The sequence below is a fragment of the Paenibacillus bouchesdurhonensis genome (genome assembly GCF_900155685.1).
Taxonomy (GTDB): domain Bacteria; phylum Bacillota; class Bacilli; order Paenibacillales; family Paenibacillaceae; genus Fontibacillus; species Fontibacillus bouchesdurhonensis.
The window spans coordinates 4,194,662-4,208,324 of the sequence record NZ_LT732548.1; the positions used below are offsets into that span (position 1 = coordinate 4,194,662).

A 13,663-nucleotide genomic window follows, 5' to 3' on the forward strand; every position below is an offset into this window, starting at 1 on the left:
GCTCCTCTCATGAAAATACTTTTATAATTGCTATTGCTATAATTGCCGCGCAGCAGATGGCAGCCATGTTTTGACCATGCGGCTTATTGTTCTTGCCGTCCCCAATAGCTTCCAGAAAACTGACTCCAGCGACGATGGATAAAAAGATGATCACGATCCGCTCGCCCCCTCTGGCTGCAACATTTTCCTAAGCTCTCCTACGTTGTCCGTAACCTTATCGAGCACCGTCATCACCTGCGGGTTTACTCCGGTTGATAGCCGTTGCCTAAGCTCGTCTTCCCAGCTATTCCAGGCGCCCAGGCGAATGCCGTAATCACCCAGCAATTCCCGAACCTGTTGCAACAGATCAGAGTCCCTTTGAAGCCGCTCCTTCTCCCAATCCACATCACTGACTTTCTTCCGAAGCTCGTTAATTTCGTTGACTAGCTTGGAACCTACATTTCTGCCAAGAGCCCTGCACGTCTTCTTTTCCTCCAGATAAGCCTCAAACATCTCACGTCGGCTGCTAAAAAACGGATGACTGTCCGACTCTGTCCGGGACATGAGCATGTATTTGTAAATGTCCGGCGGTATCTCGGTTAATCGGTGCTTCGCAGCTCGCTCTGTCCGCAGAGCCCCTGTATCCGGGTAGTAATAAATTAGTCCTACCTCCGGCGGTAGCTCGTCTTTTGCTATCAGACCCTTGGGGCATACAAAGCTAAATCTATTGCAATATGCCATGTATCCCGGCCATTTCTGATCTTGCAGAAAATCGCCGCGGCTCACTTTAACCTCATATCCCATAAGGCACGGGTTTGCCCAACTCTTCTTCATTGCCAAAGCGTCAAATTTCAGCAACTCCTTGTTGTCCCAGGTTCTGCCCGTCTTAACTTCAGTAAGAAACAAATCGTCAGTATGGCGCTTAGACAATGCGAGCTTGACCTGATCGGCTCGTACTTTACTCACCAGCCCTCGCCGCCCTTCCGCATATATTTGTTGTTGTATCCCTCCTGACTAGCCGTAATGGTACTGTCAACCGGCTTTCGTGGTGGTGGCGGGCCGTCAGCGCCGATTTTCTTTAAATGCGCCTCTATCTGCTCCGGTGTCCAGACTTCTCGCTTAATCTTTTTGTACAGCATTGGAATCACCCCTCTTCAATGCTTCCGCCTCATAGTCAGCAATTAACTGATTCATTTGGGCAATCTCTTGATCATAGGCGGCGTTTTCTTCTGCCAGCAAAGTTACCATCCTGTCCTTCTCTGCCAACTCCCGATTTTGCGTCTGAAATCGGTTTGCGTCGGCATGATGCTTGCACGCCCAATGTGCAGCTGATTCGTTGGCCTCGCGCAGTTGCTCTTGAAGCGAGGTGATTATCTCGTCTTTCTCTGCAAGCTCACATAAAGGACAGGTATGGTTTCCGTTACCCTCGCCCGTTACTGGGTCGATGTCCTGATGATCCGCGTCGAAGGTGAAGCCGCATGTCGGGCAGTCCCATAATTTTAGTGATTCGCTCATGGCTGACCATCCCAATTCCAGAGCCCCTGCTGCCCCTTGGCCGGGATTGGCTCCGGTAGACGCTGAACGTCACTCATTTGCCATGCGAAGCGGCCGTCAGTATAGTCACCGAACTTATCCTCTTTGAGACTGACTCTCCTCCTCTTGGTAGACCCATCTACAAAGTTGAATAGATACGGCATTAGGCTCCTCTCATAATCAAGACCGACGAACCAGCACTCCGAAAGATTAGCAATGGCAACGACCGCGCCTGTGGGGAGGTTGTCCGTTGTGTATCCGTGTTTAGCTAGTGTCGATTTAATCGGTTCCCACTCACAGGCTTCCCGGTCAACCTTCTTGCCTGCGTGGATCGCCAACGGGCCCCGATAATTGATTTGCCAACTGCGCGTTTCATATTGCTTTTCACCGAGAGCGATCAATGTCGCCCAGGGCTGATGAATCGTTATGGACTTCATTCCTTATCCTCTCCCCTCAAAACAGCTCCATCTGTCCGAATTCCAAATCTTTTATTTGCACATAGTTTGGTGCCTGCTCCCAAGCGTCACGGCCATGAAATTCATGTTCTCGCCTAAATTCGTTGGGATTGCGTATTAATAAGTAGTGGTGAAGCCGACCCTCACCATACCCGGAAAGCGCCCTACCGATGATATTGAGCTTGTAATATTTGTTTACAGCGACTAATTCAATAGGTGCGTTAATCTCAGCAATAATTCTTTTGATTTCCACCGCATTTTGCATCATCTCCGACTTGCTGGCTTCTACGGCATGCGGCGAACCTCTATAAAAGAAATCAAGCATAGAATCCCTCCTAAAGTTGATGTACTCGTTGGTCGGTTCTGCATTCGGATATCCATGGATATTATCGGGATCGTAATATGACGGAGTCCATCCAGGAGTGAGCATCCATTTTGAAAGGTCTACTGGCCCCAACAACGGCTCACAACTTAGGAACCTGACAACTGCAGGAATCTGAAGCAGATGAGGTATACGCTCATCTGCCGCCTTTTGGTTCTCTACGCTAACCCCGAGCCAGACATGCGGAAGTTCACTCATAATCCATCCGCGCTGCAAAATCCAATCTCGCATACGCTCAGGCCGTTTAGTTAGAATTTGATAGGTATGATGCTGTGCTATTGTCATAACTCGAAACACCTGTTCAATGAATCCGTCTGGCACATCCGGATGGAAAAGGTCACTCATGCTATTGACGAATATCCGCCGTGGACGCTTCCAACGCAAAGGCTGATCTAGCTTCTCCGGCCGCAACGTCACATGAAACCCTGACTCAAAATAGTGCCCCGGTGTTCCCTCAAATCGTTCCGTGAACGTCTTGGCGTAGCAGTTCCGGCAGCCTTCGCTGACCTTAGTGCAGCCCGTAACCGGGTTCCAAGTAGCGTCAGCCCATTCAATTCCTGTTTTGTCGCTCATGTCCATCACCTCAATATCCGCTTGCCTGCCGCTCGTGATTCACGGCGTTTTTCGCGGCGTAAGCTTCGGCGATCTGTTCCCATGTGAATTCAAATCCAATCATTCCAACCGCCATAAATACAAACCAGGCGTTTCTGAAATAGAATACTTCGGTCGAATAACCTAGATTTTCTTTAATATTCGGTATTTCCTTTTTCTCCATATACCATTTCGATAGCCAATAAATAACCTCAAGGATAGCACCGCCGATACCGCCGTCTAATCCGTTCTCACGCGCTTCTTCGATCGCTTCCTCATAGAGATAGAGGTGTTCGAGCCAGCCCTTTTGAACGGCTATGCTTAGGAAGAAGTGCAGGCAATCTGCGTATTCTTCGAGCAACTTCTGTGGCTTCTTCTCCGGAAAATGCGGATAGTCTTTGAAGTCTGGAATATACTCTCCGTTTGAAGCGGCATACTCTTTCTTGGTCATGTCCCAGCAATGTTCGCACATATCAGCACCAGCATCTGCTATAAAAGGACTAGGCCGAGTGTAACTGACTTCTTCTCCGCAATAACTACATGTTTCAAGCGGGTACATTAGAGGTTCTTGCCGTGTACTCCAATGCTTGAATCCGCGCCATTCGTTCCCCAGCTCTCCGATCTCCACCTGAAGCGCAAACACCGTATTAGGGAGAAAATCTTGCCCTTCCAGCCCCTTCTCCTTGATAATCCGGGCATCGAGCTGCTTTTGCATTTCGTACATTTGTTCTAAAGTGATCGTCATTTATATCATCCTTTCCACCTAAAATAGAGTTACTCGCAAAGCCCATACACGCTAGAGCAGGCTGGAATATCATCGAATTCAATGGCTTTAACAAGGTCGTATTGCTTTCCGCCAAAAGTAGTTTTTGACCATTCCACCCACTCTAAAATTCCGTTTCCAGCTACTTCGTCGTGTTTGAAGAACGATGCAGCTCCCCTTTTTGAAGCCTGGCTGACGATCCTTTCCCATTCAACTACTCGTTGTATTTCATCTGGATATCTGCGAGAAATCTCGAACAACTCCTGTTTAGAGCAGTTAATACACGGCATACATCCGACGCGTCCCATACCTTGCTTGTAAAGCGGGTTTGGTTCTACTCCGTGCTTTTCGTGCATTTCAAACACTTGTTCAACATCCCATTTCAAAATAGGTCGATATATTTCAAAGCCTTCCGGCGTTAGCTCCCGTTCCGCCAGCTTCGCTCGCGCCGGACTTTCTTGCGCTCTTACTCCTTGCCAACTCACAACGTTATAACCTTCTTCAATCAACGGCAGATACACTTGGTCGAATATCGGTTCCCTTTTTATCATGCCAACTCCTCGAAATCAAACAGCGTAGGCATATCCGCTTCCATCTCGGCAGCCTGCAGGTAGCCGATTCCATCACGGAAATAATCCGTGTTGAGTTCGATCCCGTACCCGCTGCGCCCCATCTTGACTGCCTGCATCGGGACTGTCATCAGACCACCGAAAGGGTCAAGAACAAGGTCGCCGGGGTTGCTGTATCGGTTAATGATCCGCTTCACGATATCGAGCTGCAGTGGGCAGACGTGCATCTGCTGGCGGCGCTGGCTTTGCGTGGTGTTAAGCGTCCGCATCCGGTTAATGTCGTCCCATACCTCGAACGTCCAGGATCCGGGAGCGACAACCATAAACGTGGCTGGGAGTTTCCCGTCCTGGTCGAGTTGCTTAGCCAGTGCCACGTGCTCCTCATAGCTGTACACATTGCCCCTTGAGAATTTTCGGTAAGCGGCCTGCAGCTTGTTCACAGGGATAGAGGCAAGCTCATCTTTACTTAGCAGTCGGTCACCTGAACTACGCCAGTAACCATGGGCATCGATCTGCCATTGCGCTCTGGTGTACTCCTCTTTGGTCTTGGTGACTGGTTTGTCAGCGTAGGCACGACTGGTATCGCTCGGAAGCTTCCGTAATAGCAGAATGTACTCCGGGCAGCCGACGCCCATTTTTGTACCATCCTTGCACTGCTCCGACCAGCCAAGTCGGTACGTCTGGTTGTTCTCCCGGACCACGTCCGTAACCACCGTGATCATCCCGAAGTATTGAAAGCCGTGCCGTCGGTAATGGTCAATGCACATTGCATGAAATGGCTCCATCGTTGGCATTCCGGTACCCGTTGCATTCCCGAAGAGTACCCGATCCTTTACGTGAATGGCTGCCACACGACCGGGCTTCAAGATCCGGAGCAGCTGCGGCGTGAGGTAATCCATCTGCTCGAAAAACCGATCTGTATCCTCGTTATGGCCGAAATCGTTATATGACGGCGTATATTCGTAATGGTTCGAAAACGGAATGGATGTATGAATCAGATCAATGCTGTTTTCCTCCATTTCCGAGGTTTCCAGCACGCAATCATTGTTCACGGCCGTCCACCGCTCGCCTTGTAACTTCACTCGCTCAACCCCTATCGTGCGGGCTAACTTGTCGATGACCGATGTGCCCGATAACCCATATTTTTTGATAATCTCGACCATCTTGCTGACCAGGTAATCATGCTGGCGCCATTTTTCCATCAGTGTCTTGAGTATTTCAGATTCCGATTCCATGTAAATAAAGTGGATCTGGCAACGGTGCTGCTGCTGGAACCTGTGAATCCGGTGAACTGCCTGAATTGTGTCGTTAAAGCTATAGTCGATGCCGGCAAAGATGGCGATATGACTTTGCTGCAGGTTAGCGCCGGAGCCCAATATCTCTGGCTTAGACAGGAGCACGGTATATTTCCGATCCTTCCAGTCCAGCACTCGCTGCTCCTTTTCATCATGCGTCAAGCTGCCATACACTGAGGCGACGGTGATCCCCTCGGAAGCCAGTGCCCGCTCAATAGCATCCTGTTCGTCGTTGAGGTGGCACCAGATTACAACTTGCTCCGGAGTGCTCGCTTTGACGATCTCCACAACCCGGGCGACTCGCTGCCCGATACTCTCCCGCTTTTCCCTCGCAGCATCTTTAAGCCCGATTGCCGCATCACGCAGCAGTAACAATTGTCCGTCCCGTTCGGCTCCAGCCGCGCTGTGATCAACCGGGAGCTCGTGATATTGGATGTCCAGCGGTGGCAGATCATACCCCTCGTCTGAATATCCAAGATCTGAAGGTTTCGTAATAAACAGCGCCCAAGTCGAAACCCATAGCCAGAACTCATCTTCCTTGTGAGGGTAAATGGTCAGGTTATTGGCCTTCGTGCTGTCCCGCTGGAAGAACCGCGTCAGAGCTTGCCCTGTGTCCATTACTTCCAAGAAGCCGGCATAATGGATAAGTTCTTTGTATTTGTTCGGGCTCGGCGTCGCTGTGCAAACCAGCTTGAATGGCACGCCCTTAAACTTGTCGAGAAATGTCTGGTATGTCTTGCTCCCGTATCCTCTCAGCACGCTTGCCTCATCAAGCACGGCGGCCGTAAAGTAGGTCGGATCAATGTCGCCATCCCTTACCCGTTCATAATTCGTCAGCAGGATAGAGCCGGGTGCAGCCTCCACCTCCGCCATATTCCGTACATACTCCGGTTTTTCCATCCCCAGCAGCTTCACGGCGTCATTTTCAAACTCTAGCTTTACGCCGAGCGGTAGAACAATAAGCGCCTTGCCGCCTTGATGCTTAACCACTAACCGACTGAACTCTAGTTCCTGAATTGTCTTCCCAAGGCCGAACGCTTCAAACAGCGCCCTGCGCCCGCCGCGAATTGCCCATACTACTGAATCCCGCTGATGCGGCTTAAGAATTTGATTTATTTCATCCGGAGAGACCGTAAAACCAGTCTCCCTGGCAATCTCGATTTTTGTTTTAAGGAAGTCGATGTATTGCATTGCCTCTCCTCCTAATGCACCATCGCAGGTATTGAATCATCCTCGTAAGGCGCCACCCAAACCGTATCCCACGACATCGTGAATGTGTCCCTGGCCTCTGCTTGCGCAGCCGCAAGCAGGATCACGTTACCCATTGCTTGAGCTGCATCACAAGGCACGGCATTGCCGATATATTCCCGAGCCTTTGCATCGCTGCACCCTTCCAATTGAAACGGTCGTCCGTCTGGAAGATATCTCGGAAAACTCTGGAGCATGGCGAGCTCGTAGGTCGTAAGGGGGCGATGCCATGTGCCATCCTCAGCAATCAATATCCATTCCCCTCGATCAGTGTCAGCTGGGATGCGAGGATCAGCAAGGGCTGACGTTCCAGAGTGGATATCTCCAGCTCCCGTGACCGTTTTCCCCGGTTTGTCCCAACTTTGAACGCCGTATGACCCGGAACGAGGGCTGCAAGATAAGCGAGGATCGCTGATGCTGGCCGGGCTATTCATTATGCGACTTGCTCCCCGCACAGTCTTCCCTGTCGCATCCCAATCCTGTACGCCGTAGCTGTCTGGCATGAGGTTGGTATTAACTCTTGGGTCAGAGACTGATTGTCCCCCACTGCCTAATGAGTCCTCGCCTGTAACTGTGTATGCCTGCTGATCCCAATCCCGAACAGAATAGCCGTTACTGCGCCGCTTGCCGTTTCGATCATTCAATCGGGGGTCGGCGATTGCCAAGGCACCACTGCCAAACCTGGTTCCAGTAACGCACGGCGCTGGCTCATCGGCCCTGACAATCCGATATACTCCCGGATGCCGCCCTGCCCTGTCCTTGAGCCGGGGATCTGAAATCGAGATAGCTCCATTGTTCGGCCCACCTGCCCCCGTTACTGTTGGTCCTGGCTGATCATCCCGGCAAACTCGATAAATTGCCCCGTGAGTATCCTTCTTAAAGTTCACCCGCGGATCAGACACAGCCGCAGCCCCGTTGCTTCGGCCTGGCCCGGCCGTTCCCGTAACCGTTCTGCTAGTTTTATCCCAATCCTCGACTGCAAAGGCTCCGCCTCGCGGCTCATGGATAATCCGATACTGCTCGAAGGGTACATTTTGAAGATCGCGCCAGTCTCCTCCGGCTGGAATCAGTGCAAGCCGCACCCATGTTTTCCATTGCAGTTTAGGCAGCCGATGAAGCGGTCCGCCCGCTTCGGTATCGCCAGGCATTGGTAGCTGTCCGATTACGTCCCCGATACTTCTAAGCGGCTTTTCCTCTGGATAGAAAATGAAGTTTGGCACCTGATCTTCTTGGCGAGACATTACCAAGAAGCGAAGTCTATCTGCTCCTAAACCACCGATTTTCCCGAGATTATGATCCGCGCGCATGTTAACTGCGAATCCGTTCTTTTTCAGCATCTTTTCTATCTGCAGCAGCAGAGCTTTTCCACGAGTCCGAATCCGGGGAACGTTCTCTAGTTGAATGATTGCTGGCAGCCGATCCCCATAGAGCCTGCATGCCTCAAGAACAAGCCAGATACCCCGAACCGTAAGCTGATTTAGTGCCTGATACTTATCCGTTTTAGCCGACTTTTCAGGCAGCAGCCCGGACAATCCCTTGCATGGTGGAGAAGTGAACAGGAAGAATGGCACTTGCTGTCCCATAGCAACCCACATATCCCAAGGGGTTACTTCCTTCCATTCGGGCGGCGGTGCTTCGCCGTGCCATGCAATGTACTGCTCGCGGGTAAACAGGTCCATGCAAATAGATGTTTTTTCGCCAGTAATTAAATCGTGGTTACGACAGGCGACCGGGTCATTATCTACAGAGCCAAGAATTTTGAATCTGTACACCTTGCCGCCGTATTCGACTTCTGATTTCATCAAGCCCTTGGTTTCCCCACCGATGCCACCAAATAAAATGAATGCCGTCTTGTACTGGACATTCTCTAGAATTTGCAAAAACGCACCCTCCTCTCAATTCCTCTGGTCATTTCCGTTAAAATAAGAACGGTTGTTCTGCCAAATGGGTATGACTATCCGCCGCCGCAGGCTTCCCCCGGCGTTTGCTCGTTTTCGGTTTTGGTTTCTTAGGTTTCTTGACCGTGCTTGGATCGATGATGGCCATTATGACCTCTTGCTGATATTTCGGGTAACAGCTCAGCGCTTGGCCGCGCTTTACGTCATATACTGTCTCGGCGATCCGGGCAAGCACATAGGCGTCTGCGATGTTCTCCGTTCGGGGCTTGACTCCCCAGTGTTCTTCAACAGCAGCTATTACCCGGCGCTTAACCTCTTTGCTCTCCAACCGCACCTTACTCCCAGGCTCGCCTTCCCACTCTTCGACATTTACAAATTTCTTGAGCTGGTTAGGTGTTGCTGAAATGAATGTGCCCACCTTTCGATCTGTCGCCAGCCTAGCCGCCCAGTTGTATCCGGTCGAAACCTTATTTGTATCGAATTTTGCCTCCATCGCAAAACCTTCAATGCAGACATTATCATCCGACTTAAGGTGCCGATAGACTTCATTGAGAATCATATTGATTCGAGCCGGTGCGGTATCGCCTTTGCCGACGAACTCAGTCCAGCCGATTAGTGCGCCATCAGTGCCGATTACGACGAATCCTGTATGAGTCGCAGGATCAATTCCGATGTGCCTCATATCGATATCCTATACGGCAGAATCAGGTACAGATTTTCGTTACCGTCCACCGGACGAATGATGATTGGACTCATAGCTCCCGTGAATCCTATGAACAGCTGCTGGCTACCGATTACTTTCAGCACGTCGAGCATGTACTTGGAGTTAAATGCAATCTTGATCGGATCGCCGCTAAATGAATCTGCTTCCAGTTGTTCGATCACTTTCCCGACCCCGGAGGATTTAGACTCTATTCTTATTGCACCATCCTCGGAAGCCTCGAGCAGGACGATGTTCGTTTTTTCCTCACGAGCCAGTAAGTACGCCCGATCAATCGATTCGTTAAACGCTTTGACATTGACCGTAAGCTCGCTTTTAAAGCTAGTCGGTATAATTTTGGACGTGTCCGGGTAGCTGCCTTCCAGCATGCGGGTGAAGAAATGAACCTGGTCGGTTTGAAATAGCACATGACCGCTACTGACCGATATCCTGACATCCTCCTTGTCCTGAACGATCTTGGACAACTCGACAAGTGTCTTGGCTGCGATTACGACGTTCCGAAAATCCGCTTCCTCGTTCGCTCCCGTTTCCACTACGGTGCTCGCCAATCGATGCCGATCAGTTGCCGTAAGTTTCAACCTGCCGTTGTCCAACTCCCACAACACGCCCGTTAAGATGGGGCTTTGTTCGGCTGTGGATACTGCGAACTCTGCCTCTTTGATTAATCCCTTGATTTCGCCTCCGGGTATGGTTAGCTTAAGTTCGTCGCTGCTCGCCGGCATAGCCGGGAATTCTTCCGGATCCATACCAACAAGGTTAAGCTTGGTACGGCCGGATTGTATCAGGGTCGCAAAATTATCCTGCACCTCTATGTTGACAGTTTCCTTCGGCAGCTTCTTGATGATTTCCACGAAGAACTTCGCGGGGAGCACTACGCTGCCACTCTGTTCAATTGCTACAGGCTCAACCGGGATAGTCGCCTGTATGGTTGTTTCAACATCGCTCGCTGTGAGCGTAACGCCCTGGTTGGTGACGTCCAGCTTAACCCCGGTCAAGATCGGTATGGTCGCCTTATTGTTGACCGCCTTAGATACTTGCAGGATCGCTTCGCTTAAGGCTCGTTTCTGGATTGTGAGTTTCATGCCTTCTCAGCCTCCTTGACTAACTCGATGTCCTCTAGGGAAATGTACATTTCATCGTACTTTTCTGGGCCGATAATCTGCACATTGCCTAGTAGAGTTTCCTCGTCATCCACTTCTATTTCCTCACCGGGTTCAAGTGTTATATCCAGAAATATATGTTTCACTAGTCTTTTAACTATGGCTTTCATGCCCTCATCCTCCTTTGCTGTCTCTTTGACTTGCGATATCTCAATCATCATCTAACCAGGCCGCTGCCGCCGACTGTTTAGGCTCTTCCGGTTTCTCCAATGGCGGAGCTGCTGCGGCTGCAGGGACGGCTTCGGGCGGCTTCGAATCGGTTGCCGGACTATCAAACTCCTGAAACTCCTTGCGCCAAATTCGATACTGTTCACGCAAGCCGGGAAATTCCTGTACCAGCCGTCCCCGACGGTAGAACTCAATTAAATCGACCGTCCGATCGTAGATTGCCAGTTTCCTAGCCCTCTCCGCTTCCGTCATCCCACTGAGTGGATCGTCCAGTTCTGCCGCCAGCTTAAACTTGCCTTCCTCGGCGCGCTGATACTCCTCATCGTCCTTTATTACGCGGCTTCGACTGCTCATACTCCCTCACCTTCTCTGCGAGTTTTTCCTTATCTTCCTTGGTAAGGTCTGTAAATCGGCCGTTTTTTCTATTGAAGGCCATTGTAATTATGCCAGTGCCGATCTTCCGTCCTTTGGCAACTATCAACTCAATAAAACCTTTCCACGGTATATCTGGATAATAGTAGTCGTCACGATACAGAAAGATGATTACATCGGCATCGAATTCAATGTTCCCCGATTCTCGCAAGTCGGACATCATCGGTCGTTTGTCGTTTCGCTCCTCGCACTTTCTGCCGACTGAGCTGATCGCGACCACGGGAATATCGAAGGTTCTCGCCATCTGCTTCAACTGCTTGGAGACGTAGTTGACCCGATCCGCATTCTGGCTGAATTTCTTCTCTGTTTCGATCAACTGCAGGTAATCGATGTAGATGATCAAATTAGAATGCTTCTTCTTCATCGCCTTCGTCTGCCGCCAAATGTACTCAATGGTCATGCCTGGCGTATCGTCAATGTAGATCGGGAGCTGATCAAGGATGTCCAGAGCCTTGCTGTAGTTGTCCCAATCATTTTCCGTAAGCCGACCTTTCTGCACCTTGCGGCTGTCTATCCCGCTAATGTCGCAGATATATCGCTCGGCCACATCCTTCGAAGACATTTCTGCTGAAAAGAATCCTACTGTATACCCGGCCATTGCTGTCGACTTGGAATCATTTACGATGTAGGCCGTCTTCCCGATGCTAGGCCGAGCCGCTACAATCGTAAGGTCTTTCTTCTGATGGCCTCCGCCCATCTCGTTAAGGTCATCACTGGCCGTCTTAGCTCCGGTTATGCCGCTGCGAGATCCGCGAGCCATAATCTCCTTGTGATGGCCGTCCAATATGTCCGGAATCCATTGCATGCCGTCTGTTATGCCTTGGCTTTGCAAATCCTGCAGCCGCTCCATCTGATCTTTGACAAAGGACAGATCAACCTCTCCGGCTGCTAGAGCTTCCTGTAAGGCTACCGATGCACGGCGTTGGATGCTGGCTTGCCTAATGATCTTCTGGTATTGGTCAAAGTTTGAAAGAGTCGGGACTGACTCTCGAAGCCGCATTAGATAAGAATTGCCGCCTATCTGCTCGAGACCCTTCCCCCAATGCGTAGCTAGTACCAACGGATCGAATGGATTCTTTACGTCTGGTCGGTTAGACAAATGTTCATACGCCCAACTCAATGCCTCCATCACCGATCTATTTAGGCCATTCGGGTCAAAATCTTCCGTCGTAAGATAGCATTCATCCATAAGCTCCGGCTTCTGCAGCATTGCTCCTAATGCAGCCTGTTCCGCTTCAAGGCTCATAGCTGTTCACCTTCCGTTTCGCCCGACGTTCCAAACGCTCCCGAATATGGTCGGGCATAGGGACTGCTTTCTCGTTGTAGGCTTCCAGGGCTAGCTGTTCCTGCTGCTCTTCCTGCCTCAGCAGATCGTAATAGGACGGCTTCTCTTCTGGCGCCTGAACAATTTCCGAAATAGTAGGGGCAAATTTGCTCGTCCTAATGTGATCTGCAAGCCGCACTTGCGCCGTTTTGAAATCGATGTCTTGCAGCATCATGTGCCACAGTCTGGTGCCTGGTTCTGTAATTTCAAAGAAGGGGTAGGCGGTCTTGATCATGGCTAGGAAGTTCGCTGTTTCCGTTTGTTTCACGAGCCGCACCCTCCTCATAGAATTGATTTAAAATTTCCATTTCTTCTTGATTGCGCTGGGTCCTAGTCTTGTGACCACTATCCCGCGTGACGATATCCAACCGCTGCTCGAGATATTTAGGAAACTTACTTGGTCGAAATAGGGTTTCGTAATCCAAGTACTTCTCTTGAGCAGTCCCGATCCATTCTGCACACTTAACATCGATCACGTGAATGCAGTCGTCTTTGCTGTAACCCTCGTTTAAACGGGCGATGATAAGCTTTGTAGTCCCCTTGGTTGCTCTATACCTCTTGCCTGTTTTTTTGTTCAAGTAAGAGATTAATTCCGAAGCAATTTGTTGATGTTCAATACTCGGCATATTAATAACACCTTCTTCTTTTAAACCTTCTTCTTTAATACCTTCTTCTTTCATTGGTTGCTGTGCTGGTTGCTGTGCTGGTTGCTCTGAAAAATCCTGCTGGTTGCTATCGACCTCAAAGCCTTGCGGCTCAAGGGGTTCTGTTGGTTGAATTAAAATTTCCTGCTGGTTGCTGTGCTGGTTGTTCTGCTGGTTGATTTCAGGGGCATATTCGAAGGAATAAACCGTGAATTTGCTGTGCCGTTGGGTCAGTTTTATGAACCCTTCGTCTACCAGTTTTTTGATTAGAGTCTTCAGCCTTTGTTCCGATATATCCAGCCTCCGACTCCAACCAGGGCGACCAAAGATAAACTCCTTATGATTGATGATTACTTCCAGCCCGTCTACTACCCTCGTCTCAGGCTTGGTTGAAAAACGGGCTAGAAAGTACATCTCACAAAATACGTTCCAGTAATCTTTATCCCGCCTAATCCAGTGATTCTGAAGCTCCCTGCCGATCGGGATAAAACCGCTCATTCC

At 50.2% G+C, this 13,663-nt stretch carries 17 protein-coding genes; all 17 read right to left on the reverse strand.

Annotation, left to right across the window (positions count from 1 at the left end; translation table 11 throughout):
- Nucleotides 1-7: 7 nt before the first annotated feature.
- The 17 genes from CZ379_RS26395 to CZ379_RS23210 are packed head-to-tail and all read right to left on the reverse strand — an operon-like array spanning nt 8 to nt 13,660.
- Complete coding sequence (locus tag CZ379_RS26395; RefSeq protein ID WP_199925742.1) at nt 8-154, reverse strand: hypothetical protein; 147 nt, start codon at nt 152-154, stop codon at nt 8-10.
- Entirely contained in the window at nt 151-945 is a 795-nt protein-coding gene (locus CZ379_RS23140; protein ID WP_199925743.1) for an MmcB family DNA repair protein, read from the reverse strand. The genes CZ379_RS26395 and CZ379_RS23140 overlap by 4 nt, the downstream gene beginning before the upstream one ends.
- On the reverse strand, nt 942-1,118 hold the full coding sequence (locus tag CZ379_RS26400) for a hypothetical protein (protein ID WP_199925744.1): 177 nt from the start codon (nt 1,116-1,118) through the stop codon (nt 942-944). Before CZ379_RS26400 ends, CZ379_RS23140 begins: the two co-directional genes overlap by 4 nt.
- Nucleotides 1,099-1,494: a DUF1677 domain-containing protein gene (locus CZ379_RS23145; RefSeq protein WP_110933767.1), complete on the reverse strand. Its 396-nt coding sequence runs from the start codon at nt 1,492-1,494 to the stop codon at nt 1,099-1,101. The genes CZ379_RS26400 and CZ379_RS23145 overlap by 20 nt, the downstream gene beginning before the upstream one ends.
- Complete coding sequence (locus CZ379_RS23150; RefSeq protein WP_110933768.1) at nt 1,491-1,949, reverse strand: ASCH domain-containing protein; 459 nt, start codon at nt 1,947-1,949, stop codon at nt 1,491-1,493. Before CZ379_RS23150 ends, CZ379_RS23145 begins: the two co-directional genes overlap by 4 nt.
- Nucleotides 1,950-1,965: 16 nt before the next feature.
- Nucleotides 1,966-2,922, reverse strand: a complete 957-nt coding sequence (locus CZ379_RS23155) for a DUF5131 family protein (protein ID WP_110933769.1) — start codon at nt 2,920-2,922, stop codon at nt 1,966-1,968.
- 10 nt (nt 2,923-2,932) lie between these two features.
- Nucleotides 2,933-3,685, reverse strand: a complete 753-nt coding sequence (locus CZ379_RS23160; protein WP_234404988.1) for a dUTP diphosphatase — start codon at nt 3,683-3,685, stop codon at nt 2,933-2,935.
- Nucleotides 3,686-3,714: 29 nt separating this feature from the next.
- A complete protein-coding gene (locus tag CZ379_RS23165; RefSeq protein ID WP_110933770.1) occupies nt 3,715-4,254 on the reverse strand; it encodes a phosphoadenosine phosphosulfate reductase domain-containing protein in 540 nt (179 codons plus the stop codon).
- Nucleotides 4,251-6,758: a DNA methyltransferase gene (locus tag CZ379_RS23170; RefSeq protein WP_110933771.1), complete on the reverse strand. Its 2,508-nt coding sequence runs from the start codon at nt 6,756-6,758 to the stop codon at nt 4,251-4,253. The genes CZ379_RS23165 and CZ379_RS23170 overlap by 4 nt, the downstream gene beginning before the upstream one ends.
- An 11-nt stretch (nt 6,759-6,769) precedes the next feature.
- Nucleotides 6,770-8,695, reverse strand: coding sequence for a DNA cytosine methyltransferase (locus CZ379_RS23175; RefSeq protein ID WP_199925745.1), 1,926 nt, complete (start codon nt 8,693-8,695; stop codon nt 6,770-6,772).
- A 37-nt stretch (nt 8,696-8,732) separates the two neighbouring features.
- A complete protein-coding gene (locus CZ379_RS23180) occupies nt 8,733-9,395 on the reverse strand; it encodes a hypothetical protein (RefSeq protein WP_110933772.1) in 663 nt (220 codons plus the stop codon).
- Nucleotides 9,392-10,516, reverse strand: coding sequence for a DNA polymerase III subunit beta (gene dnaN, locus CZ379_RS23185; RefSeq protein WP_110933773.1), 1,125 nt, complete (start codon nt 10,514-10,516; stop codon nt 9,392-9,394). Before dnaN ends, CZ379_RS23180 begins: the two co-directional genes overlap by 4 nt.
- Nucleotides 10,513-10,704, reverse strand: a complete 192-nt coding sequence (locus CZ379_RS23190; protein ID WP_110933774.1) for a hypothetical protein — start codon at nt 10,702-10,704, stop codon at nt 10,513-10,515. Before CZ379_RS23190 ends, dnaN begins: the two co-directional genes overlap by 4 nt.
- 40 nt (nt 10,705-10,744) lie before the next feature.
- A complete protein-coding gene (locus CZ379_RS23195; RefSeq protein WP_110933775.1) occupies nt 10,745-11,116 on the reverse strand; it encodes a hypothetical protein in 372 nt (123 codons plus the stop codon).
- Nucleotides 11,082-12,440, reverse strand: coding sequence for a replicative DNA helicase (locus tag CZ379_RS23200; RefSeq protein ID WP_110933776.1), 1,359 nt, complete (start codon nt 12,438-12,440; stop codon nt 11,082-11,084). The genes CZ379_RS23195 and CZ379_RS23200 overlap by 35 nt, the downstream gene beginning before the upstream one ends.
- Nucleotides 12,430-12,786: a replicative helicase loader/inhibitor gene (locus tag CZ379_RS23205; protein ID WP_199925747.1), complete on the reverse strand. Its 357-nt coding sequence runs from the start codon at nt 12,784-12,786 to the stop codon at nt 12,430-12,432. Before CZ379_RS23205 ends, CZ379_RS23200 begins: the two co-directional genes overlap by 11 nt.
- Nucleotides 12,725-13,660, reverse strand: a complete 936-nt coding sequence (locus tag CZ379_RS23210; protein ID WP_110933778.1) for a conserved phage C-terminal domain-containing protein — start codon at nt 13,658-13,660, stop codon at nt 12,725-12,727. The genes CZ379_RS23205 and CZ379_RS23210 overlap by 62 nt, the downstream gene beginning before the upstream one ends.
- Nucleotides 13,661-13,663: the final 3 nt, after the last annotated feature.

Excerpts from the sequence above, each read along its gene's own strand:
- CZ379_RS26400 (WP_199925744.1), bottom strand. The coding sequence starts at position 1,118 with ATGCTGTACAAAAAGATTAAGCGAGAAGTCTGGACACCGGAGCAGATA.
- CZ379_RS23145 (WP_110933767.1), bottom strand. The coding sequence starts at position 1,494 with ATGAGCGAATCACTAAAATTATGGGACTGCCCGACATGCGGCTTCACC.
- CZ379_RS23150 (WP_110933768.1), bottom strand. The coding sequence starts at position 1,949 with ATGAAGTCCATAACGATTCATCAGCCCTGGGCGACATTGATCGCTCTC.
- CZ379_RS23155 (WP_110933769.1), bottom strand. The coding sequence starts at position 2,922 with ATGAGCGACAAAACAGGAATTGAATGGGCTGACGCTACTTGGAACCCG.
- CZ379_RS23160 (WP_234404988.1), bottom strand. The coding sequence starts at position 3,685 with ATGACGATCACTTTAGAACAAATGTACGAAATGCAAAAGCAGCTCGAT.
- CZ379_RS23165 (WP_110933770.1), bottom strand. The coding sequence starts at position 4,254 with ATGATAAAAAGGGAACCGATATTCGACCAAGTGTATCTGCCGTTGATT.
- CZ379_RS23170 (WP_110933771.1), bottom strand. The coding sequence starts at position 6,758 with ATGCAATACATCGACTTCCTTAAAACAAAAATCGAGATTGCCAGGGAG.
- CZ379_RS23180 (WP_110933772.1), bottom strand. The coding sequence starts at position 9,395 with ATGAGGCACATCGGAATTGATCCTGCGACTCATACAGGATTCGTCGTA.
- dnaN (WP_110933773.1), bottom strand. The coding sequence starts at position 10,516 with ATGAAACTCACAATCCAGAAACGAGCCTTAAGCGAAGCGATCCTGCAA.
- CZ379_RS23190 (WP_110933774.1), bottom strand. The coding sequence starts at position 10,704 with ATGAAAGCCATAGTTAAAAGACTAGTGAAACATATATTTCTGGATATA.
- CZ379_RS23195 (WP_110933775.1), bottom strand. The coding sequence starts at position 11,116 with ATGAGCAGTCGAAGCCGCGTAATAAAGGACGATGAGGAGTATCAGCGC.
- CZ379_RS23200 (WP_110933776.1), bottom strand. The coding sequence starts at position 12,440 with ATGAGCCTTGAAGCGGAACAGGCTGCATTAGGAGCAATGCTGCAGAAG.
- CZ379_RS23210 (WP_110933778.1), bottom strand. The coding sequence starts at position 13,660 with ATGAGCGGTTTTATCCCGATCGGCAGGGAGCTTCAGAATCACTGGATT.